Here is a 22,059-nt window from a genome sequence, read left to right as displayed (position 1 = left end):
GAACATGCTCGCCCGGTTTGGGCTGGCACGCGCCGCGGACTTCGACTCGAAGAGGAAATATTTCCCGGAAGGCCGCTATTAAACCGCGTTCGAGCCGCGCTGAATATAAAAGCGATCGCTAAAATGGCGACTGCCATGATTCAACCCGGATTTCTGTCGTGACGAATGCGTCCTGCGCCGAGCGCCTCGACCTCATCGAGCACCTGATTCCCGTCATCCGCGCCGCGGGTGACGTGGTGATGTCCATTTACGAAACCGATTTCGCCGTGCGCGGCAAGGACGACGCCTCGCCCGTCACCGAAGCCGACGAGCGCGCCGAAGCGCTGATCGTGCCCGCGCTCGACGCGCTGCTGCCCGGCGTGCCGGTGGTTGCCGAGGAAGCGGTCGCCGCCGGCCAGGTGCCCGAGGTCGGCGATCGCTTCTGGCTGGTCGATCCGCTCGACGGCACCAAGGAATTCATCAGCCGCAATGGCGAGTTCACCGTCAACATCGCGCTCATCGAGCACGGCGAGCCGGTGCTGGGCCTGGTGCATGCACCGGCGCTGAAGAAGACCTTCGCCGGCGCGGCGGGCTGCGGCGCCTTCATCGAAAACTGCATCGGCCGCCGGCCGATCAAGTGCCGCCGGCCACCGCTCGAAGGCCTCAGCGTGGTCGCCAGCCGTTCGCATGGCGACGCCGCAGCGCTCGACGCCTTCCTCGGCGGACGCAAGGTCGCCGAAGTGAAGAACGCCGGATCCTCGCTCAAGCTGTGCCTGATCGCCGCGGGCGAGGCCGATCTTTATCCGCGCCTGGGCCGCACCATGGAATGGGACATCGCCGCCGGACATGCGGTGCTGGCCGCCGCCGGCGGCAGCGTCACGCAACTGGCGGGCGGAAGGTTCAGCTACGGCAAGCCCGGATTCGACAACCCTCATTTCGTCGCCCAGGGCCTGACCGGCTGACCGGCGACCAAGCCGGGTTCCGCGCCATGCCCGCATGACGGCCTATCTCGTCCTCGGCTCCATCGCACTGCTGCTGGCGCTGCTCATCCACGGCCGCATCAGCCCTGCGGTGCTGTTCGCCGGCTGCGCCGCGTCGTATTACCTCCTCGGCTGGGTCGACCAGGGGTCCCTGCTCTCCAGCTTCACCAACCCGGCGCTGGCCACCCTGATCCTGCTGCTGCTGGTGTCGCTGACGCTGGAGCGCTCGCCGCTGCTCGACCGCCTGTCCGACGCCTTGCTCAAGGGCAGCACCGCAGTCGCCATGCTGCGGCTGTCAGGCTTCGCGGTCGTGCTGTCGGCCTTCATGAACAACACCGCCGTCGTCGGCGCCCTGCTCGGCATGGTCAGCCGCCAGCGCCTGCAGCCGGCCTCGCGGCTGCTGATCCCCCTGTCGTACGCCGCAATCCTGGGCGGCATCACCACGCTGGTGGGCACCTCCACCAACCTGGTGGTGAACTCCTTCGCCGTCGGCGCCGGCCTGCCGCCGCTGGAGATGTTCCAGTTCTCCATCGTCGGCGTGCCGGTGGCCATCGCCTGCATCGCCGTCATGGCGCTCACCAACCGGCTTCTGCCGGCCCATCCGCCGGGCGACAGCGAGGCCGGCAGCCCTTACTTCCTCGAGGCGCGGGTGATGCCGGGCTCGGTGCTCGCCGGCCGCAGCATCGAGCAGAACCAGATGCGCAACCTCGAAGGCCTGTTCCTGCTCGAGATCGAGCGCGGCGACCGCCTGGTGTCGCCGGTCGGCCCCGAGGAAGTGCTGCAGGAAGGCGACCTGCTGGTGTTCACCGGTGAAGTGCGGCGGGTGCAGGCACTGCAGCGCTTTCCCGGCCTGCACGTGTTCGGCGCACGGGCGGACAAGCTGCTGAAGTCCAACCTGGTGGAAGTGGTCGTCTCCAGCCAGTCGGAACTGGCCAACCGTACGCTGCGCGAGGTGGATTTCCGCACCATGTTCGACGCCGGCGTGGTCGGCATCCGCCGCGGCGACAAGCGCATCGCCGGCCAGCTCGGCCGCATTCCGCTGCGCGTGGGCGACTGCCTGCTGCTCGCCGCAGGCCCGGATTTCTTCCAGCACCGCAACCTCGACCGCAATTTCCACGTGCTCAACGGCCAGGGCGTGCGGCCCAAGCTGACCTCAGGACAGAGCACGGCGGCTCTGTCCGGTTTTGCCGCGGTGATCGCGCTGTCGGCGCTGGAGTGGCTGTCGTTGTTCGACGGCCTGCTGCTGCTGATGGCCGCCCTGCTCGCCAGCCGATTGCTGACCCTGGGCGAGATGCGGCGGCGTTTCCCGTTCGAGCTGCTGGTGACGATAGGCTCGTCGCTGGCGATGGCCAAGGTGCTGGAGAATTCCGGCGCCGCCGAACTGATGGCGGGCTGGATGCGCGCCGCCTTCGCCGACTACGGCGTGATGGGCGCCTTCGTCGGCGTGTACCTGATGACCGTGGCGCTGACCGAACTCATCACCAACAACGCCGCCGCCGCGCTCGCCTTTCCGATCGCGCTGACCACCGCACGCGCCTTCGGCGTGGACCCGACGCCCTTCGTGATGATCGTCGCCTACGGCGCGAGCGCCGGCTTCCTCATCCCCTTCGGCTACCAGACCCACCTGATGGTGTATTCGGCCGGGCGCTACCGCATGGCCGACTTCATCCGCGCCGGCCTGCCGGTGAGCCTGACCTTCGGCATCGGCGTGCTGACATTGGTGCCGGTCGCCTTTCCGTTCGTGAAAGGCTGATCGCGGTCGAGCCCGCTCCTACGACGCCGGAGCGCCCGCTTCGTGCAGGAGCGGGCTCGACCGCGACCCGCCCGTCCACGATCGCCGCATCAGCGCGCCGACAAGCGGCTGACGAATTCCACCACCGTGCCGACGGTGGCGAACGAACTGCCGTCGATCTCGTCGTCCGGCACGGCGATGCCGAAGCGCTCCTCGATGGCGTGGATCACCGCGATCACCGCCATGGAGTCGAGCTCCGGCAGGCTGCCCAGCAGCGCGGTATCGGCGTCGAAGCTCAGGCCGCGGCCGTTCAGGCTCAGCGTGTCGTCGAGCAGCGACAGGATTTCTTCCTGGATCTTCAAGGGAACAGCTCTCCAAACCCCAAATCATGGACGCCCGGCTTCTCTTCTCCCTCCCCCTGCAGCGAAAGGAACCTGGGCCATCGCCCCGCAAGCCACCGGACCGGCGTCAAAACCGCCGCATTATACTCAGGCTCGCGTGACACCAACCCGACTACTTCCAGACGATGCGCCAGACAAACCTCCTTCACGAGCTCATCCAGGCCTCCGCCGACCACGCTGCCGAGCGCGTCGCGCTCACCAGCGGCGCCCTCGCGCTGAGCTACGGCGAGCTCGCCGCACAGTGCGAACGCTTCGCGTCGGGGCTCATCGCACTCGATCTCGCACGCGCGGAGAGGGTCGCGGTGTATCTGGAGAAACGTCCGGAATTCGTCGCGGCCTGCTTCGGCGCGGCGGCTGCGGGCGGGGCCTTCGTGCCGGTCAATCCGCTGCTCAAGCCCGACCAGGTGGGCTACATCCTGCGCGACTGCAACGTGCGCGTGCTCGTCACCAGCGCCGAGCGCCTCGCGCTGCTGCAGCCGGTGCTGGCCACCTGCCACGACCTGCGCCAGGTCGTGGTGGTCGGCGAACCCAAGGAGATCCCCGCGGTGGAAGGCGCCTCGGTGCACCGCTGGCGCGCGCTCGCCGACGCGCCCGCGCGCGCCGGTCACCGCGTCATCGACACCGACATGACCGCCATCCTGTACACCTCGGGCAGCACCGGACGGCCCAAGGGCGTGGTGTTGTCGCATCGCAACATGGTGATGGGTGCGCAGAGCGTGGCGAGCTATCTCGGCAACCACGCCGGCGACACCCTGCTCGCCGCGCTGCCGCTGTCCTTCGACGCAGGCTTCTCGCAGCTCACCACCGCCTTTCACGCCGGCGCCCGCGTGGTGCTGCTCAATTACCTGCTACCGCGCGACGTGCTCAACGCGGTGGTGCGCGAGCAGGTTACCGGCCTCACTGCAGTGCCGCCGCTTTGGATACAGCTCGCGCAGCTCGACTGGCCCGATGGCGTCACGGAGCACCTGCGCTACATCGCCAACACCGGCGGGCGCATGCCGCGCGAGACACTCGCCGCGCTGCGCGCGCGCCTGCCGCGCACCCGGCCTTTCCTGATGTACGGCCTCACCGAAGCCTTCCGCGCCACCTACCTGCCGCCGGAGGAAGTCGATCGCCGGCCGGACTCCATCGGCAAGGCCATCCCGAACGCCGAAGTGCTGGTGCTGCGCGAGGACGGCAGCGAATGCGCGCCCAACGAACCGGGCGAGCTGGTGCAGCGCGGCGCGCTGGTCGGCATGGGCTACTGGAACGACCCGGAGAAGACCGCCGAGCGCTACCGCCCGCTGCCCGCCGCCATCGCGGGCCGCGACAGCGGCCTGGTGCTGCCGGAGATCGCCGTCTATTCGGGCGACACGGTGCGCCGCGACGAGGACGGCTTCCTCTACTTCATCGGCCGCCGCGACGAGATGATCAAGACCTCCGGCTACCGCGTCAGCCCCAACGAGGTGGAGGAAATCCTCTACGCCACCGCGCAGGTCGGCGAATGCGCTGCCTTCGGCGTGGCGCACGACACCCTGGGCCAGGCCATCGTCGCCGTCGTCACGCCACCGCCCGGCGCCACGCTCGACAGCGCCGCGCTGCTGGCCGAATGCCGCAAGCGCATGCCCGCCTACATGGTGCCGGCGCACATCGAGGTGCGAGAGGGCGCGCTGCCGCGCAACCCGAACGGGAAGATAGACCGGAAGGCGCTGGCGGGGGGCTTGCCGTAGGAGCGGACCTGGCAGCAATCCGTGTCACCGTCGCGGCTTTCGGCGCTCATGGTGTTAACATTTGCAGCAGCTTCGATGAGACTTCAACCCATGCTGAGCCCAGAAATCCTTCAGGAAATCTCACGACGTATCACCGCCGATCTTCACCCGGACCAGATCATCCTGTTCGGCTCTCACGCATGGGGCTCTCCGGGCGCGGAAAGTGATGTCGATCTGCTCGTCATCGTTCCCGATTCGGATGAAACACCTCACCGACGCGCGGTGAAGGCACATCGTGCTTTGCGGGGGCTCACTGTTCCGTGCGACATCATCGTCCGTACCCGGGCTGAGATCGCTGCGATCAATCAAGTGCGGTCTTCGTTGCTCTTCAGGGCACTTACCGAGGGAAAGCGCCTCGATGCGTGATCAGCTTGCGCGCGAGACGGCAAGTTGGCTGGAGCGCGCCCGTGACGATCTTGGCGCCGCAAACAAGTTGTTGGCCGAGCCGGATCCTTTCCCGGCCACTTCCGCCTACCACTGTCAGCAGGCCGCAGAGAAAGCGCTTAAGGCACTCATCGCATCCACGGATACGCCAGTTCCGAAAACGCATGACTTGCGTGCGCTCATCGAGCGCTGTGTTGCTGTTGACGAAACACTTCTCGTGCTCCGGGACGCCTGTGATGAATTGACGCCGTTCGCGACGGAGTTCCGTTATCCGACAGACGCACCCGACCCCACTACAGACGAAGTGTCGCAAGCCCTGAAGCTTTCAGAACTGATTGTCGAGACGATCAGCGCAAGGCTCACCGCATAGCCGTCCCGGGCGCAAGAAGGGCGGCGCAGGCGAATTTCTCACGGGAAGTGAGCTTGACCAACAAATCATACGTCCTCGGCCCACCGCCCCTTATGCCGTCAAGGCGCTCGCACCCGACCTCCAGCCGATCTCCATCCGCCCAGTCGAAACAAACGAGAAAATGACCACCAACACGCCTCCGAAGTCCGCTCCCATCCATGCGCCGATGTCGCAGTTTCCTGTCGAGAACGGCGAGCTCGTGATCGGAGGCATCCCGCTCGTCAGGCTGGCCGCGCGCGTCGGGCAGACGCCCTTCTATGCCTATGACCGCGGCCTGCTGAGCCGGCGCGTGGCCGAATTGCGCGCCGCCCTGCCGGCGTCGATCAAGCTGCACTTCGCGATGAAGGCCAACCCGATGCCGGCGGTGGTGGCGCACATGGTGCGGCTGGTGGATGGCATCGACGTCGCCTCCGAGCGCGAGCTGACGGTGGCGCTGGATGCCGGGGCCGATCCGCACGACATCAGCTTCGCCGGCCCCGGCAAACGCGACCCCGAACTGATGCGCGCGGTCGCCGCGGGCATCCTGGTGAATGTCGAATCCTTCCGCGAAGTGCCGGTGCTGGCGCGTGCTTCGCAGGCGCTCGGCCTGCCCGCCCGCGTGGCGGTGCGGGTGAATCCCGACTTCGAGCTGAAGAGCTCGGCGGTGAAGATGGGTGGCGGCCCCAAGCCCTTCGGTGTCGATGCGGAAGAGGTGCCCGCGCTGCTGGCCGAGATCGGCCGCGCGGGGCTGGCCTTCGAGGGCTTCCACCTCTTCGCCGGCTCGCAGAACCTGAAGGCCGAGGCCATCGTCGAAGCGCAGCAGAAGAGCCTCGCGCTGGCGCTGCGCCTGGCCGAGTCGGCGCCGTCGCCCATCAAGGTGCTGAACCTCGGCGGCGGCTTCGGCATCCCCTACTTCCCGGGCGAAAGCCGGCTCGACCTCGCACCGATCGGTGCCAATCTCGCGGAAATCGCGGAAGTCGCTGCGCGGCAACTGCCCGGGGCGGAACTGGTGCTGGAACTCGGCCGCTACCTCGTCGGCGAGGCCGGGGTGTACGTGTGCCGCGTCACCGACCGCAAGGTGTCGCGCGGCCAGGTCTATCTGGTGACCGATGGCGGCCTGCATCATCACCTGTCGGCGAGCGGCAACTTCGGCCAGGTGATCCGCAAGAACCATCCGGTCGCGATCGGCAACCGCATGAACGAGAGCGCGGCCGACGATGCAGTCTCGATCGTCGGGCCGCTATGCACGCCGCTGGACCTGATCGCCGACCGCATGGCGCTGCCGGACGCGCAGCCGGGGGATCTGGTGGTGGTGTTCCAGTCGGGCGCCTATGGCGCGACGGCCAGCCCGCAAGGCTTCCTCAGCCACCCGGAGGTGGCGGAGGCGCTGGTGTGAGTCGAGGGCGCCACACGCTTACTGGCAGGCAACCTGGCCGTTGCGGACCACAGGGGTGATTTCCTCCCCATTGCCACTCAGGCAGAAATTGTTGCTGTTGCCATTTCTGAAAACCGCGTACGTGTAGCTCTGGCTACCGTATGTGTAGGTGATGTTGTTTCCATTGGCTGACCAGGTTCCCACCTTCTTGGTCGGGTCGACCTTGTCGGTTGCGCCTTTCTTCCAATCGATTACGTCGCCGCTGTTGGGACCTCCGGCGTGGTATTCCTGGAAGCGATCGCCGTTTGCCTTGGTGTAACACAGCGTCTTGCCGGACAAACCACTCCCTGCCGACGCCTGCCCCTGGCACGCGGCCAAAGCATTTCCTGAAACGAACGCTGCGCCCAGCAACGCCAGTCCGCCCAAAACCCTGAACGCTCTCATGACAACCCCTTTGCATGGAGAAAGAAAACACCGCTGCCCGCCTCGCATGACCCGTTTCAGCAGGCTCGGATAGAAGCAGCGTTCGCAGTTTGCCGCATCCCGTACGACAATTGCAGCGGTCCTTCACGAATTCATGCGGATGATGAGCACCACTCCACACCAGCCCCCCTCGCGCGCGTGGCAGCACGCGAAACTGGCCATCGCCTGGGCGGTGTTCGTCACCTACGGCAGCCTGGTTCCGCTCGAATTCAAGCCCAATCCCCATGCCTGGCAGCAGTTCCTGCACACGCCCTGGCTGCAACTGGGGGTCGGTTCGCGGGCCGACTGGGTGGCCAACATCCTGCTCTATGTCGTTCTAGCCTATTTCTGTGCCGGCGCGGTGTGGACGATGCGCGCCACGCGCGGCCTGCGCGTCGCGCTGCTGGCCATCGTGCTCGCCGCCTGCGTGGCGCTCGCCGTCGGCATCGAGTTCGCGCAGCTCTACTTCCCGCCGCGCACCGTGTCGCTCAACGACCTGCTGGCCGAAGGCCTCGGCACCGCGATCGGCGCGGGGCTGTGGTTCGTATCGGGCAAACGCGTCGCCGCGATGTGGGAGCGCTTCGTCATTGGCGGCACGAATAGCATCCGCGCACTGCTGGCGCTGTATGCGCTCGGCTACCTGGGGCTGAGCTTCTTTCCCTACGATTTTCTCGTCTCCTCCGCGGAACTCTCCGCCAAGCTCGCCAAACCCGACAGTTTCAGCATCGGCCCCGGGCTGAGCTGCGGCAGCAGCTTCACCTGCGGTGTCAAGCTGCTGGTGGAGGCGCTGCTCGCGGTGCCGTTCGGGCTGCTGCTGGTGCTGGCGCGGCGCGGGCGTGGCAGCCGGCCGCTCGCGCCGGGGTGGGGCTTTGCGGCAGGCGCCGCGCTGGGCATCGTCGTCGAGGGCGTGCAGATCGTGCTGGCATCGGGCACCACCCAGGTCGTCTCGGTGCTGACGCGCGCCGTCGGCACCGGATGGGGCGCGATGCTCGCAGGCAGCCATCCGCGGCGCTGGCTGGACTACCCGCCGGCAACGGCGCGCCGCCTCATTTTTGTGCTGCTGCCGGTGCATCTCGGCCTTGCCCTCGGGCTCAATGGGCTGCTGCCGCTGCGCCTGCAGCCCGAATGGGCCGCGCTGGAAAAGCTCGACGGGTTGCGCTTCCTGCCCTTCTACTACCACTACTACACCAGCGAGACCGCCGCGGTGCGCAGCCTGCTGTTCGTTGCCGGCAGCTATGCGCCGATCGGCGTGGCGGCGGCCATCGGCTGGCCCACCGCGCCCCGTCGCGCAGCCATTGGCGCGGTGCTGGCGGCGCTGGTGCTGTGCTTCGGCGTCGAGGTGCTCAAGCTGTTCTCGCTCGGCACGCGGCCCGACCCCACCAACCTGCTGATCGCCGCGGCCAGCGCGTGGCTGGCGCACTGGATCGTGCAGCGGCTGCTGGCACATGCCGCCGGCGCTGCCGAGCACGGCACCCGGTGGGAGCAGCGGCAGCCGCGATACGACGCCGCCGGCACGGATGATCCGCGCGCAATCGCGGCTGTCGCCGATCCCGCCATCATCTCTCCCACAGCGGACGGTGGCCTGCAATCCCTGCGCCCCGTGCTGCTCACCGCGGTGCTGCCCATCGTCGCGATCTTCATCGTGGTGGCCACGACCGTGCCTTCGGCGCCGCCGGCCAATCCGGTGAACGAGGCCGAAACCACCTACCCGCCGCCCGCCGCCATTGCGCCGGTCGCGCTGCCGGGCTTCCGCCTCGCCCATCCGCGCCTGCCGCATCCCGCGCCCACCGACGTGGCGATGCTGCAGACCTTCAACCCCAACTATCTGGCGCAGATCGCCAGCGCCGCACGCAGCAACCCCAACGCCATCGACACCGCCATCCTCGCGGCGGCGTTGAAGCCCAACAGCGTCGATCTTTCCCGCACCCATGAAAAGCTGATGGCGCTGCAGTTCTGGGAGCGCGGCCACGGCCAGGTCAAGCCGCTGGCGCTGGCCTACGACTGGCTGTACGACCAATGGACGGTCGCCGAGCGCGAGGCGCTGCGCGACAAGCTCGCCCAGGGCTGCGACTACGTCATCGACGTGATCCGCAAGGAGGCGCTGTCGCCCTACAACGTCTTCCTCTACAACGCCCCGCTGCAGGCGCTGATGGCCTGCTCGATCGCACTGTACCGCGACCATCCGCGCGGCGAGGCCTACATGGCCTTCACCCACGAGCTGTGGAAGAACCGCGTGCTGCCGGTGTGGCGGCAGGTCTTTGGTCGCAATGGTGGCTGGCACGAGGGCGGCGAATACGTCGCCATCGGCATCGGCCAGGCGATCTACACCCTGCCGGCAATGTGGCGCGCCGCCACCGGCGAGGATGTGTTCAGGTCCGAACCCGGCATCCGCGGCTTCCTCGATTTCCTCGTCTACCGCACGCGGCCGGACGGCACGCAGTTCCGCTGGGGCGACGGCTCCTACTTCCTGCGCCCGTCGCCGGACGCGACGCCGCTGGCGCTGGAATTCCGCCACGCCGCGGCCTACACGCTCGCCCCGCCCGAGCGCGGGCCGCTGCCCACCGGCTGGCCCTGGGGGCCGTTGTCCGACGCCAGCCTGATCGACCCGCACGCCGCCGCAGGCCTGCCGCTGGCGCGGCTGTTCGACGGCATCGGCATGCTGGTGGCGCGCAGCGACTGGTCGGCCGACGCCACCTACATCAGCTTCAAGGCCGGCGACAACTTCTGGTCGCACAGCCACCTCGACCAGGGCGCGTTCACCATCTACAAGGGCGGCGCGCTGGCGATCGACAGCGGCCTCTACGGTCCGGCCTACGGCTCGGACCACCACATGAACTACACCTACCAGAGCATCGCCCACAACCTCGTCACCGTGACTGACCCCGATGACGTGATGCCCGGCCCCGGCTTCGACGCCGGCAATCCGCGCCATTACGCCAACGACGGCGGCCAGCGGCGCATCGGCTCGGGCTGGGCCGTGGAGGCCGCGCCGCTGGACTTCAATGAGTGGCAGAAGCGGCGCGACACCTACCACACCGGCCGCATCGTCGGCCATCTGGACGAGGACGACCTCGTCGTCGCGGTCGCCGACCTCACCCCCGCCTATACCAACAGCCAGTCCGGCCGCGGCAGCTTCCCCGATCGCACCAAGCGCGTCGAGCGGATGTGGCGGGTGTTCGGCTACGACCGCGCCAACGACACCATCGTCGTGTTCGACGACGTCGTCGCCACCGACGCGAGTTTCCGCAAGCGCTGGCTGCTGCACGCCATCGAACCGCCGCTCGTCGGCGCCGACGGCTTCAGCCTGTTCATCCCCGCCACCACCCAGCCCGGCCACGCCGGCGGCCAGCTCACCGGCCAGGTGCTGCTGCCGCGCAAGCCGCTGCTCAACACCATCGGCGGGCCGGGCTTCGAGTTCTTCGTCGACGGCACGAACTACGACGACGGCGGCAAGGTCCAGCAGGCGATGAAGAAGGCCGAGCTGGGCCGCCCCGAGCCCGGCGCCTGGCGTATCGAGCTGATGCCGCCCAGCGAGGCGAAGGAAGACCAGTTCCTCGTCGTCATGCAACCCAGCCTCGCCGGGCAGAAGCCGCGCGCCACGGTACGCCGCCTCGAAGAAGCCGGCCGCGTCGGCGCCGAAATCACCGGCCCGCAGCGCACCACGCGCTGGTGGTACCGGCCCGGCACGCAGGGGGTGGAGGTGGAGATCGTGACGCCGAGCAGCTCGACACGGCACGCGCTGTCGGCGAAGCCTTGAGGCATCCCTCCCGCTGGCCTGTGGCAATATCGGCCAAATCGTTCAAGCACTGCGCAACCGTGAGACTAAACCCCGACCAAGTCCGCCAGATACGTGACTGCATCCGCGACTCCTTCGGTGCGGGTTCGCGGACCTGGCTTTTCGGATCACGCACGGACGACCTGCGCCGCGGCGGAGACGTCGACCTCTACGTCGAACCCGAGCATTCGAGCCTGAGGGCGGAGCTGAAGTGCAAGAGCCGGCTGAAGGATTTGCTGGACCTCGACGTCGATCTGATCGTTCGTCGTTCCGGACATCCTCAACCGATCCACCAACTTGCGCGCGAGAAGGGGGTTCCGCTGTGACCCACAACCTTGAACTGATCGGCCACAGGCTGGCACATCTTTCACGCATGGCCGGCTATCTCGCCTATTCGCAAGAACAGGTGGCTCGCCTTCTACCGATCTCAGACTGGGACGCCCTCACACCGGATCAACACGAGAGCCTGGCGGCCTTTCGCGTCCGGTTCAGCGAATTCCAGGAACACATCGGCAAAACAATGCGAGCGATCGCCCTCGAGGAAGAAGTCGCCGCCGAACCCTTCGGCTCCGTCCTGGCTTTCATGGAGAAGCTCAACATTCTCGACTCGGTCGCGCACTGGAAGCTGATCCGCGAGTTGAGAAACGCAGTGAATCACGAGTACGAAGAGAACCCCGACCGGGTATCGGAGTTTTTCAGTCTGCTGATCGAGGAAACCCCGAACCTGATGGAATACCACCAACGACTCGTTGAGTTTTGCAGGCAGGCATACGGAATTGCACAGTAGCGCTACCCAAAATCCAAGCGCGCCCCCTCTTCAAAAGAATCCACATTTCGAGACCATCCCCATGCGCATCCTCGTCACCGGCGGTGCCGGCTTCATCGGCTCGGCTGTCGTCCGTCACCTCATCAACGACACGCCGCACGAAGTCTCCAACGTCGACAAGCTCACCTACGCCGGCAACCTCGAATCGCTCGCCTCGGTGGCCGATTCGCCGCGCTACCGCTTCCACCAGGTCGACATCTGCGACGGCCCGGCGCTGGCGAAGGTGTTCGCGGAATTCCGCCCCACGGCGGTGATGCACCTGGCAGCCGAATCGCATGTCGACCGCTCCATCGACGGCCCGGCCGCCTTCATCGAAACCAACGTCGTCGGGACCTACACCCTGCTCGAAGCGGCCCGCGCCTACTGGAACACGCTGCCGGCGGCGGAGAAGGACGCCTTCCGCTTCCACCACATCTCCACCGACGAGGTGTATGGCGACCTCGAAGGCACCGACGACCTGTTCACCGAAACCACGCCCTACGCCCCCAGCTCGCCGTATTCCGCCTCCAAGGCCGGATCGGACCACCTGGCGCGCGCCTGGCAGCGCACCTACGGCCTGCCCACGCTGGTCACCAACTGCTCCAACAACTACGGCCCCTTCCACTTCCCGGAAAAGCTCGTCCCGCACATCATCCTCAACGCGCTGCATGGCAAGCCGCTGCCGGTGTATGGCGACGGCGGGCAGATCCGCGACTGGCTCTTCGTGGAGGACCACGCCCGCGCGCTGGTGCAGGTGGTGAGCCGCGGCGAGGTTGGCGAGACGTACAACATCGGCGGCCACAACGAGAAGCGCAACCTGGAAGTGGTCCACACGCTGTGCGACCTGCTCGAGGAGCTCGCGCCCGGCAAGCCGCAAGGCCTCGCCCGCTACCGCGACCTCATCACCTTCGTGAAGGACCGCCCCGGCCACGACCGCCGCTACGCCATCGACGCATCGAAGATCCAGCGCGAGCTCGGCTGGGTGCCGCAGGAAACCTTCGAAACCGGCCTGCGCAAGACGGTGCAGTGGTACCTGCACAACGAAGCCTGGTGGCAGCGCGTGCTGAGCGGCGCGTATCAGCTCGGGCGGCTGGGGCAAGGGTGAGCTTGCCGTGCTGGAGGCGCTACTTCAGCACGCATCCCCCTCCTCGGGCGAGACATCGGGCACCGCCGCGAGTGCAGCGTCGAATGCAGCGTCATCTGCACGCTGCGCGCGAGCAAGGATGTAATCCTCCGCTGCGAGCGCAGCGAGCTTCTCCGCGAGCGCAGTTGCCACCAACTGGTTCAGCGAAGTCCCTTCTTTTTCAGCATAGAGCCGAGCATTCTTGTGAATCGACTCAGGCAAACGCACGCTAAGTGTCGTCATCGATCATCTCCTTCGAGCACCGCCAAAAACTGGCCGGGAGTGACAACCTCGAGTCCGTGAAAACGGCATGCTTCGAAGTCACGGACGTTGTGCGTCACCAGGTACGCCGCTCTTGCATTGACCGCGGCCTCCAGAACCAGTTCGTCCTTCGGGTCCCTCAATTGCGGGCGCCAGAGGAAGTGCACCGCTTGCTGCAAGGCCTCACGGCAAACCATGTCAAGCACAGCGTCCACAGCAGCCGAACTCAGCGGCACCATTCCAGGCCGCGCCAGGACATCGGCGTACTCCATCACCAGGGGCACGGTGACGCAGAGCCGAAAACGCCGCGCACGAATCATCTCAAGCAACCGAAACGAAGCGCCCCGCCTCGACCGAAGGGCAGCAACGAGAACATTCGTATCGAAAACGGTTCGTGGCGTATCGATCATGGTTGTACTGATAATACCACTTCAAATCTTATCCGCGCGTGCGCCACCAATACAGAACCGCGGTGGCGGGTCGGAGCGGAATCGACCGCGATCACTTGAGCACGGACGGCTTCTCTCCCCACCGCCGCAGCCGCCGCGATCGTGGCAAACTTGGCCGGAATGCATGTCGCACAGGATCACGCCATGAGTGCGAGAGACGTCGAACAATCCCTGATCGAACATTGCGCGCGCGCCGCACGCGCCCGTGATGCTGCTCACGACATTCGCGACGCCAACGTCTTTCGCTTGGCGGCAATGACGCTGCAATCGCGCTTTCCTGCCGAGTCTGACCAACTTATGCGGGCCAGCGAAAGCTATTTCCTGCAGCATCCCGGTGATCGGATGGCAGCCGCGGATGTGGTACGCAAAGGGTGGATTGCAAGCCTACCCCGGCTGCGCGACATGCTGAGCCGCGAACTTTCAGGCAGGTGAGCCGATGTCCGAGCGTCCGACCTTTCACACCCACACGGCACTCGCGTCAGCGCTGCGCAAGCTGCTTGAGCGGCTGGAACAGCGACTCGCTCTGAGCCGGCCACTGGCAGTCTATCTCGCTGGCGGCATGGCGGTTCACCTCTACACCGCAGCCAGAGTCACCACCGATGTCGACGCAGAATTCGGCGCCCGCATCCTCATTCCCAACGACCTTATGGTTGAAGTGACGCTCGAGGACGGCACCCCCCAAGTCGTCTATTTCGACACGAATTACAACCCGACCTTCGCCCTCATGCATGAGGACTATCAGGACGACGCTATCGAACTGGATCTTGGCCTGGAACACATTCGCCTCTTCGTGCTTTCGCCCGTCGACCTGGCCGTCAGCAAGATTGCCCGCCTGGCCGAAAACGATCGCGACGACATCCGCAGCCTGGTGCGCGTTGGCCTGACCACCGCCGACGAGATCGAGCAGCGGGCAACACATGCTCTAGACGGTTACGTCGGAGGCGAGGCAATGTTGCGCCTGAACCTTCGCGATGCCATCGCGATCGCGCGCGAAGCCGAAACCGAAACCGATCGTGCCAGCGGCACCAGAGGGGAATAACCTCGCGGGCCCACCTCAAAGGCAGCCGCTGCCAAACCTTCATCTCCGACATGAAGCTCTTCGTCGGCGCGGCCGATGCCTTCTTCTACCCCGACGTGATGGTCACCTGTGACGAACGCGACCGGCATGCGGACCTCGCCATCGAGCGCCCGAAACTGATTGTCGAAGTGCTGTCCGACTCCACCGCCGCCTATGACCGGGGCGCCAAGTTCGCCGCCTACCGCAAGCTCGCCGACCTCAGCGAATACCTGCTCGTCGACATTGAACACCGCCGTCTCGAGCTCTACCGCCGCGAAGCCGACCACTGGCTGATGTTCGACACCGAGCCCGACGGCCCTGCGCTGCAACTCGAGAGCGTCGACATGCCGATCACCGCGCGCGAGGCGTTCGAGGATCTGGAAGACTGATCCGATCCCATATCAGATCGCCCTACCCTCTCGCGATGGTCGGCTGAAGCCGACCCTACGATTGCCCCACCCACCCCGTAGGGCGGGCTTCAGCCCGCCAAAGGCCCTGTAACCCCGACACCGCGGTCGGCTGAAGCCGACCCTACGATCGCCCCACCCACCCCGTAGGGCGGGCTTCAGCCCGCCAAAGGCCCTGTAACCCCGACACCGCGGTCGGCTGAAGCCGACCCCACAATCGCCCCATCCACCCCGTAGGGCTGGCTTCAGCCCGCCAAGCCCCCGACCCAGTCGAATACCCAGGAATCCGCATGACCTACGATGCTCTTCGCGCAGGCCGGCGTTCGGAGATCGGTCGTGCCTACCATGTCACGGTCGCCACCGCTGATCGCACCCCGCTCTTCACAGATTTCAGCCTTGCCCGTCAGGCGATACATCATCTTCGGCGCGTAGACGGGCTCGGATTGACCGAGACACTCGCCTGGGTGTTGATGCCCGATCATCTCCATTGGCTTCTCGTCCTGCGCAAAGGGACGCTCTCGGAGGCACTCCGCTCGATGAAGGGTGGCTCGGCGCGCGCGATCAACCTGATGCGAAACGCAAATACAGCCGTCTGGCAGCGAGCCTATTACGACCATGCACTGCGCGACGACGAAGACCTGCTTGCTGCCGCCCGCTACATCGTCGCGAATCCACTGCGCGCCGGCCTCGCCCCATGCATCGGCCTGTATGCCCATTGGGATTCGGTATGGCTGTGACCCCTCGGGTTCCGAAACACTACTCCGGTCGGCTGAAGCCGACCCTACGATTACCGCACCCACCCCGTAGGGCGGGCTTCAGCCCGCCAAAGGCCCTATAGCCCAGGCACCGCGGTCGGCTGAAGCCGACCCCACAATCGCCCCACCCAACCCGTAGGGCGGGCTTCAGCCCGCCATCGCCCCATAGCCCCGGCACCGCGGTCGGCTGAAGCCGACCCCACGATTGCCCCACCCACCCCGTAGGGCGGGCTTCAGCCCGCCAACAGCCCTGTAGCCCCGGCACCGCGGTCGGCTGAAGCCGACCCCACGATTGCCCCACCCACCCCGTAGGGCGGGCTTCAGCCCGCCAACGGCCCCATAGCCCCGGCACCGCGGTCGGCTGAAGCCGACCCCACAATTGCCCCACCCACCCCGTAGGGCGGGCTTCAGCCCGCCAACGGCCCCATAGCCCCGGCACCGCGGTCGGCTGAAGCCGACCCTACGGCGCTACCGCGCCCGCTGCCGGTGCCATAATTCACGGCCGCGTCACCACGCGAAGGCGAAAATGGCGCGTCATCATCCGGAGCAAGCAATGAAAGGCATCATCCTCGCCGGCGGGTCCGGCACGCGGCTGCACCCGATCACCCGGGGCGTTTCCAAGCAACTGCTGCCCATCTACGACAAGCCGATGATCTACTACCCGCTGTCGGTGCTCATGCTCGCCGGCATCCGGGACATCCTCGTCATCTCCACCCCCGACGACCTGCCCAACTTCCGCAAGCTGCTCGGCGACGGCAGCGACTTCGGCATCGCGCTCAGCTACGCCGAGCAGCCCTCGCCCGATGGCCTGGCGCAGGCCTTCCTCATCGGCGAAGAGTTCATCGGCAACGACAACGTCTGCCTCATCCTCGGCGACAACATCTTCTACGGCTACGGCTTCACCGCCATGCTGCACGAGGCCGTCGCGCGCAAGGCGGGCGCCACCGTCTTCGGCTATCACGTCAACGACCCCGAGCGCTTCGGCGTGGTCGAGTTCGACGCCGCCGGCAAGGCGCTCTCCATCGAGGAAAAGCCCAGGCAGCCCAAGTCGAACTACGCCGTCACCGGCCTCTACTTCTACGACAACGACGTCGTGCAGATCGCGAAACAGGTCAAGCCCTCGCCGCGCGGCGAACTCGAGATCACCGACGTCAACAACGCCTACCTGCAGCGCGGCGACCTCCACGTCAGCCTGCTCGGCCGCGGCTTCGCCTGGCTCGACACCGGCACCCACGACTCGCTGATGGAAGCCAGCCACTTCGTGCAGACCATCGAAGCGCGCCAGGGCTTGAAAGTCGCCTGCCTGGAAGAGATCGCCTACCGCAACGGCTGGCTGTCGGCCGACGAGCTCGCGCGCGAAGCCGAAGCGCTCAGCAAGACGGGCTACGGCAAATATCTGCAGCGCGTGCTGCAGCACGGATCGGCAAGATAGCCCAACAATCCAAATGATGAAGCTGGGGAGGTTTTCTGCTCCTCCCCCTTCAAGGGGGGCGAAACAGGGGTTTCGGCGAGCACCGCTCGACGCCTGTGCAGCGGCGAGGCGACGCCGAGACTACTGGCCAGGAGGGGGATGGGGCGCTAAACTCTGACCATATGGTCACCTGGAGAGGCATCATGCGTACCGTTGCCGTTGTCGAAGCGAAGAGCCAGTTTTCAGCGCTGCTGGCCGCAGTGGAAAACGGCGAGGAGGTCGCGATTACCCGACGCGGGCGGGTGATCGCCCGTCTGGTGCCCGACACGCCGCGTTCGGCCGCGGACGTTTTTCGTAGCTGCTGGCAGGAGGAAGGACTCGATCTGGAGGCGCCCGCAGATGTGCCGGCCGAACCAGTCCAAGGCTGGGACTGAGCACGTATGACCCGCTACCTGCTCGATACCAATATCTTCATCGCCGCACTCAAGGCCCATCCCGCAGTGCGCGCTCGACTCGAGTCCTTGCCGGCAGCTTCGATCCTGGTCTCGCCGATCGTCCTCGGCGAACTTGAAACCGGGGTGGAGAAATGCGCGCAGGTCGAGCGCAATCGCGCGCGGCTGGGTGCCGTGGTGGCCGGCTTGGCGGTGCCTGCACTCGATGCGGCGACCAGCTCGAGCTATGCACGCATCCGCGCTGCGCTCGAGCGCGAAGGCACGCCGATCGGGGCGAACGACCTCTGGATCGCCGCGCAGGCGCTTGCACTCGATGCTGTGTTGGTGACCGACAACGTGAAGGAGTTCGCCCGCGTGCCGGGCTTGGTGGTCGAGAACTGGCTGTCGCAAGCGCAGTAGTCGCTGATGGAAGCCAGCCACTTCGTGCAGACCATCGAAGCACGTCAGGGCCTGAAAGTCGCCTGCCTGGAAGAAATCGCCTACCGCAACGGCTGGCTGTCGGCCGACGAGCTCGCGCGCGAAGCCGAAGCGGTCAGCAAGACGGGCTACGGCAAGTATCTGCAGCGCGTGCTCACCCAGGCATCGGCGAGATAGCTCGGGTCTCCCGTCCACGCCCCACGATTGATATCGCGGTCAAGCCCGCTCCTACGGCACCCCAACAATCGTGCGGATCCCGCACGCGCTTCTCTGTAGGAGCGGGCTTGACCGCGACCCGCCCCTCCTCTTCGCAACGAGCCCTCCACACCGCGGACCAACCCGCGCCTAGCGCACCGCACCAGTGCCATAATTCACCGCGCCGTCATCACCCAGCCGGCACAATTCTCGCATCACGCTCTGGAACACCGCATGAAAGTCATCGAAACCGCCCTGCCCGGCGTGCTCATCATCGAACCCAAGGTCTTCGGCGACGCCCGCGGCTTCTTCCTCGAAACCTTCCAGCTCGAGCGCTACCGCGAGATCGGCATCACCCTGCCCTTCGTGCAGGACAACCACTCCCGCTCGCAACGCGGCGTGCTGCGAGGGCTGCATTTCCAGAAGACGAAGCCGCAGGGCAAACTGGTTCGTGTGAGCCGTGGCGCGGTGTATGACGTGGCGGTCGACATCGATCCCGCCTCGCCCACTTTCGGCCGCCATGTCGGCGTCGAACTCAGCGACGACAACCACCGCCAGTTGTGGATCCCGCCCGGCTACGCGCACGGCTTCTGCGTGCTCAGCGAGATCGCGGATTTCGAATACAAGTGCACCGAGCTCTACTACCCGGAAGACGAAGGCGGCGTGGTCTGGAACGACCCCGATGTCGGTATCAATTGGCCATGCAAGACCCCCATCCTTTCGAAAAAGGATCAATCCCTCCCCAATCTCCAAAGCGCGACCTCTTGACGCTTTACCCGGACCACAACTCGTGCATCCTTAGCGAGCCTGACGCCGCCAACAATGCTGCACCAACCTACGCGCAAATAGCGTCTACAGATGAAACTCGCGCAAGATATTCGCGAAAGCTCAAAATGGCTTATCGGCAGCAACGTCTTCAGTCAAGTCCTGCAGTTTGCGATTGGCATCGCACTGGCCCGCCTTCTTGTCCCGGCAGATTTCGGAATGCTTGTAACCATTCAGATTTTCACCGGCGTCCTTGGCATGCTCGCGTCAGGCGGAATGGGACAAGCTCTCGTTCGGGCGAAGGACGCGTCTGAGCTTGATTTCCAAGTAATTTTCACACTGCAGTTCCTGCTGTGCCTCACCATTTTCGCAGTCCTCTACCTCATTGCACCGGCATTTTCCATCTGGTTTAGCGAGCCTCTTTATAAAGAGCTCCTACGCGTTTCCGCTTGGGGATTTATTCTTCGACCATTCATGGGGATCCACACCAACTGGCTAACCAGGGAGATGCGATTCAAGGACCTCTCCATCCAGACCTTCCTGGCTGGCGCCATTAGCGGAATAGCCAGCATCGGAATGGCGGCAAACGGTCTTGGCGTATGGAGCCTCGTGGTTGGCGGACTCATTGGCAGCGTTTCAAACTATCTGATGATCGCTCATCTCACACCCATCCGCGTGCGATTCCGACTCGATCGAGAGATCACACGCACGCACAGCAGCTACGGAATCAAGCTGGTAGTAAAGGATTTCGTCGTCTATTTTCGAAAACAAAGCAGCAACCTGATCATTGCAAAATTGGGCGACGCAAGTATGGTTGGTCTTTTTAACAAAGGCAGCAGCCTCGCCGAGTTGCCATTCACTGCAATAAGCGGACCTATCTTTCAGCCCGTCTTCCGCACAATGGCAGCAGAGCAAGACAATCCAGAAAAAATAAAATATCTGTTCTACAAGATGATCACGCTATTGATGCTTTATACGGCACCGCTGTATATTGGGCTATCGTGGCTTGCAGAACCATTTATCGTTGCCGTTTTCGGCGAGCACTGGCGAGAATCCGCCATCGTCCTCCAACTCCTTGCGCCACTGGGACTGCTCTACTGCATTGGCCACCCGGCGGGCGCCGTCCTTGCCGCCACAAATCGACTGGGGCGAGAGGCAGTTGTTCACACCATCACATGGATAATTGTTGCTTCCGGCTGCGTTATCGGGCTCCATTGGGGTCTAGTCGGAATTTCGATCGCCATCATCATCAGCCAAATCTACTCTACGCTTCATATCTATCTGATTGCGCAGAAGGCTTTTTCGAATCGCGTGCGTGATCTACTCTACGCAATAGCCCCCCCATTGACTTTCAATTCGGCACTCGTTCTAACTCTATCCATATTGGAACTCCTGCTGCCTGCGGAGATCAAGAGTAATGCGCCAAAAACATTTCTCGCTCTCATGAGCTCTGCTGGAGCGGCCGCATATCTGCTGTGTTTCTTTTACCTTCCGTTTCCCGCTACCCAAGCGGAAGCGGAGCGTATCCGGCGCTTCTTTGCGAGAAGGCGCGCAACGTCAAGCCAATCATGACTGCATCGTCTTGCCGGTTTTTCGCTCTCTTCCCCACGCTTTACGGCTCACAAAATGGAACCTGACACCTCCGAAAAGAAAAGGGCGCGGATCATCGCCTTCCACTTACCTCAGTTTCACCCAACCCCTGAGAACGATCAGTGGTGGGGGAAGGGCTTCACGGAATGGACGAACGTCGCAAAGGCGACGCCTCTTTTCCCGGGCCATTATCAGCCTCACATTCCCGCCGATTTGGGCTTCTACGACCTTCGGCTTCCCGAAGCAAGACAGGCACAGGCTGATCTTGCTCGGCAGTACGGAATTGAAGGGTTCTGCTATTATCACTATTGGTTTGGCGGACGCCGAATTCTCGAACGCCCATTCAACGAGATTCTCCATTCCGGCGAGCCCGATTTCCCGTTTTGTCTTTGTTGGGCAAACCATAGCTGGAACACCGCGTGGCAGGGCACCAACGAGATGCTCATCGAGCAGACCTACCCCGGATGGGATGATCATGCTGCGCACTTCGATTGGCTACTGCAAGCCTTCACGGACAAGCGCTATCTGAAGCTCGATGGGAAGCCCATTTTCGTCATCTATCGCCCGGACGACATCCCGGACATCCAGCGGGTTGTCGAATTCTGGCGGAAGCGCGCACAGGAAGCCGGCCTTCCCGGCCTGCACCTCATTGGGGTTTCCAATCGTGACGAGTCGTGGGATCCCCGTGCACGTGGTCTCGATGCCAGCACCATGCAAGCTCTTCCGCGTCGTGATGGCCGGATTCCACGCCGTTATCTTTCCACGAAGCTGAAACTGCTACTGGAAGGGAACAAGCACGAACTGACCATTTGGGACTACGAGGAGATCGTTCCCATTCTTCTGCGTAGCAACAAGGTCGACTGGGCTGACTACCCGCTGGTCCTGCCGAATTGGGATAACACGCCCAGATCGGCAATGCGAGGAATCGTCTTTCACAACGCCACGCCTGAGCTTTTCCGGGGCGTACTACACGAGGCAATCCTTCGCGTGGAGAATCGACCCAACGAAGAGCGAATAGTATTTCTCAAGGCGTGGAATGAATGGGCGGAGGGCAATTATGTCGAACCGGATCAGAAGTGGGGACACGCGTGGCTCGAGGTTATTCGGGATGAACTAAGGATCTCTTGATCTATCGGTAATTCGGCGCA

The 22,059-nt window shown here is 64.7% G+C and carries 25 protein-coding genes; 21 read left to right on the top strand and 4 right to left on the bottom strand.

Annotation, left to right across the window (positions count from 1 at the left end):
• Window positions 1-158 precede the first annotated feature (158 nt).
• The gene (cysQ, locus tag GH664_RS00850; protein WP_228111314.1) at window positions 159-941 is read left to right on the top strand and encodes a 3'(2'),5'-bisphosphate nucleotidase CysQ; all 783 of its coding nucleotides are present in this window, start codon (window positions 159-161) and stop codon (window positions 939-941) included.
• 34 nt (window positions 942-975) lie between these two features.
• A complete protein-coding gene (locus tag GH664_RS00845) occupies window positions 976-2,712 on the top strand; it encodes an SLC13 family permease (protein ID WP_153166255.1) in 1,737 nt (578 codons plus the stop codon).
• 89 nt (window positions 2,713-2,801) lie between these two features.
• Here GH664_RS00845 and GH664_RS00840 read toward each other — a convergent pair whose 3' ends face one another.
• Window positions 2,802-3,053, bottom strand: a complete 252-nt coding sequence (locus GH664_RS00840; RefSeq protein WP_153166254.1) for a phosphopantetheine-binding protein — start codon at window positions 3,051-3,053, stop codon at window positions 2,802-2,804.
• Between the two features lie 164 nt (window positions 3,054-3,217).
• Between GH664_RS00840 and GH664_RS00835 the strand changes: the two genes are divergently transcribed.
• From GH664_RS00835 to GH664_RS00820, 4 genes are all read left to right on the top strand, one after another.
• Complete coding sequence (locus tag GH664_RS00835) at window positions 3,218-4,801, top strand: acyl-CoA ligase (AMP-forming), exosortase A system-associated (RefSeq protein WP_153166253.1); 1,584 nt, start codon at window positions 3,218-3,220, stop codon at window positions 4,799-4,801.
• Window positions 4,802-4,891: 90 nt separating this feature from the next.
• Complete coding sequence (locus GH664_RS00830) at window positions 4,892-5,206, top strand: nucleotidyltransferase domain-containing protein (protein WP_153166252.1); 315 nt, start codon at window positions 4,892-4,894, stop codon at window positions 5,204-5,206.
• Complete coding sequence (locus tag GH664_RS00825; RefSeq protein WP_153166251.1) at window positions 5,199-5,594, top strand: HEPN domain-containing protein; 396 nt, start codon at window positions 5,199-5,201, stop codon at window positions 5,592-5,594. The genes GH664_RS00830 and GH664_RS00825 overlap by 8 nt, the downstream gene beginning before the upstream one ends.
• A 205-nt stretch (window positions 5,595-5,799) precedes the next feature.
• Window positions 5,800-7,008: a pyridoxal-dependent decarboxylase, exosortase A system-associated gene (locus GH664_RS00820; protein WP_153166469.1), complete on the top strand. Its 1,209-nt coding sequence runs from the start codon at window positions 5,800-5,802 to the stop codon at window positions 7,006-7,008.
• A gap of 18 nt (window positions 7,009-7,026) precedes the next feature.
• Here the strand turns inward: GH664_RS00820 and GH664_RS00815 are convergent, their stop codons facing one another.
• The gene (locus tag GH664_RS00815; protein ID WP_153166250.1) at window positions 7,027-7,431 is read right to left on the bottom strand and encodes a hypothetical protein; all 405 of its coding nucleotides are present in this window, start codon (window positions 7,429-7,431) and stop codon (window positions 7,027-7,029) included.
• 139 nt (window positions 7,432-7,570) lie between these two features.
• Here GH664_RS00815 and GH664_RS00810 point away from each other — a divergent pair, with 139 nt between their 5' ends.
• The 4 genes from GH664_RS00810 (at window position 7,571) to rfbB (ending at window position 13,134) form a co-directional block, all read left to right on the top strand.
• Window positions 7,571-11,206, top strand: a complete 3,636-nt coding sequence (locus GH664_RS00810; protein ID WP_228111313.1) for a VanZ family protein — start codon at window positions 7,571-7,573, stop codon at window positions 11,204-11,206.
• A gap of 59 nt (window positions 11,207-11,265) precedes the next feature.
• Window positions 11,266-11,550 carry a nucleotidyltransferase domain-containing protein gene (locus GH664_RS00805; protein ID WP_194270286.1) on the top strand — a complete coding sequence of 95 codons (285 nt, stop codon included), beginning with the start codon at window positions 11,266-11,268 and terminating at the stop codon, window positions 11,548-11,550.
• On the top strand, window positions 11,547-12,011 hold the full coding sequence (locus GH664_RS00800; RefSeq protein WP_153166249.1) for a hypothetical protein: 465 nt from the start codon (window positions 11,547-11,549) through the stop codon (window positions 12,009-12,011). The genes GH664_RS00805 and GH664_RS00800 overlap by 4 nt, the downstream gene beginning before the upstream one ends.
• Before the next feature lie 61 nt (window positions 12,012-12,072).
• Window positions 12,073-13,134: a dTDP-glucose 4,6-dehydratase gene (rfbB, locus tag GH664_RS00795; RefSeq protein ID WP_153166248.1), complete on the top strand. Its 1,062-nt coding sequence runs from the start codon at window positions 12,073-12,075 to the stop codon at window positions 13,132-13,134.
• A gap of 24 nt (window positions 13,135-13,158) precedes the next feature.
• Here the strand turns inward: rfbB and GH664_RS00790 are convergent, their stop codons facing one another.
• Both GH664_RS00790 and GH664_RS00785 read right to left on the bottom strand, forming a co-directional pair.
• On the bottom strand, window positions 13,159-13,395 hold the full coding sequence (locus tag GH664_RS00790) for a toxin-antitoxin system HicB family antitoxin (protein WP_153166247.1): 237 nt from the start codon (window positions 13,393-13,395) through the stop codon (window positions 13,159-13,161).
• Window positions 13,392-13,823 (bottom strand): putative toxin-antitoxin system toxin component, PIN family, encoded by a 432-nt coding sequence (locus GH664_RS00785; RefSeq protein WP_153166246.1) that lies wholly within the window; start codon window positions 13,821-13,823, stop codon window positions 13,392-13,394. Before GH664_RS00785 ends, GH664_RS00790 begins: the two co-directional genes overlap by 4 nt.
• A gap of 183 nt (window positions 13,824-14,006) precedes the next feature.
• On the opposite strand from GH664_RS00785, the gene GH664_RS00780 reads away from it, so the two are divergent.
• The 11 genes from GH664_RS00780 to GH664_RS00730 all read left to right on the top strand — a co-directional run bounded on the left by GH664_RS00780 (window position 14,007) and on the right by GH664_RS00730 (window position 22,039).
• Window positions 14,007-14,294 carry a hypothetical protein gene (locus tag GH664_RS00780; RefSeq protein WP_153166245.1) on the top strand — a complete coding sequence of 96 codons (288 nt, stop codon included), beginning with the start codon at window positions 14,007-14,009 and terminating at the stop codon, window positions 14,292-14,294.
• 4 nt (window positions 14,295-14,298) lie between these two features.
• The gene (locus GH664_RS00775) at window positions 14,299-14,901 is read left to right on the top strand and encodes a DUF6036 family nucleotidyltransferase (RefSeq protein WP_153166244.1); all 603 of its coding nucleotides are present in this window, start codon (window positions 14,299-14,301) and stop codon (window positions 14,899-14,901) included.
• On the top strand, window positions 14,898-15,308 hold the full coding sequence (locus GH664_RS00770) for a Uma2 family endonuclease (RefSeq protein WP_228111338.1): 411 nt from the start codon (window positions 14,898-14,900) through the stop codon (window positions 15,306-15,308). The genes GH664_RS00775 and GH664_RS00770 overlap by 4 nt, the downstream gene beginning before the upstream one ends.
• A 308-nt stretch (window positions 15,309-15,616) precedes the next feature.
• Complete coding sequence (locus tag GH664_RS00765; RefSeq protein WP_153166242.1) at window positions 15,617-16,063, top strand: transposase; 447 nt, start codon at window positions 15,617-15,619, stop codon at window positions 16,061-16,063.
• Window positions 16,064-16,634: 571 nt separating this feature from the next.
• Window positions 16,635-17,513 (top strand): glucose-1-phosphate thymidylyltransferase RfbA, encoded by an 879-nt coding sequence (gene rfbA / locus GH664_RS00760; RefSeq protein WP_153166241.1) that lies wholly within the window; start codon window positions 16,635-16,637, stop codon window positions 17,511-17,513.
• A 182-nt stretch (window positions 17,514-17,695) separates the two neighbouring features.
• Window positions 17,696-17,926 carry a type II toxin-antitoxin system Phd/YefM family antitoxin gene (locus GH664_RS00755; RefSeq protein ID WP_153166240.1) on the top strand — a complete coding sequence of 77 codons (231 nt, stop codon included), beginning with the start codon at window positions 17,696-17,698 and terminating at the stop codon, window positions 17,924-17,926.
• 6 nt (window positions 17,927-17,932) lie between these two features.
• Window positions 17,933-18,343: a PIN domain-containing protein gene (locus tag GH664_RS00750; RefSeq protein WP_153166239.1), complete on the top strand. Its 411-nt coding sequence runs from the start codon at window positions 17,933-17,935 to the stop codon at window positions 18,341-18,343.
• A gap of 6 nt (window positions 18,344-18,349) precedes the next feature.
• Window positions 18,350-18,538, top strand: a complete 189-nt coding sequence (locus GH664_RS00745; RefSeq protein WP_368857347.1) for a hypothetical protein — start codon at window positions 18,350-18,352, stop codon at window positions 18,536-18,538.
• A gap of 252 nt (window positions 18,539-18,790) precedes the next feature.
• Entirely contained in the window at window positions 18,791-19,324 is a 534-nt protein-coding gene (gene rfbC / locus GH664_RS00740) for a dTDP-4-dehydrorhamnose 3,5-epimerase (protein WP_153166238.1), read from the top strand.
• 90 nt (window positions 19,325-19,414) lie between these two features.
• On the top strand, window positions 19,415-20,893 hold the full coding sequence (locus GH664_RS00735) for a lipopolysaccharide biosynthesis protein (RefSeq protein WP_153166237.1): 1,479 nt from the start codon (window positions 19,415-19,417) through the stop codon (window positions 20,891-20,893).
• A gap of 54 nt (window positions 20,894-20,947) precedes the next feature.
• Window positions 20,948-22,039, top strand: coding sequence for a glycoside hydrolase family 99-like domain-containing protein (locus GH664_RS00730; RefSeq protein ID WP_153166236.1), 1,092 nt, complete (start codon window positions 20,948-20,950; stop codon window positions 22,037-22,039).
• Window positions 22,040-22,059 lie beyond the last annotated feature (20 nt).

It is taken from the genome of Thauera sp. 2A1, from assembly GCF_009469595.2.
Lineage (GTDB): Bacteria > Pseudomonadota > Gammaproteobacteria > Burkholderiales > Rhodocyclaceae > Thauera.
The sequence above is the reverse complement of the archived record's forward strand: the minus strand, read 5'-3'. Positions and strand labels throughout refer to the sequence as shown.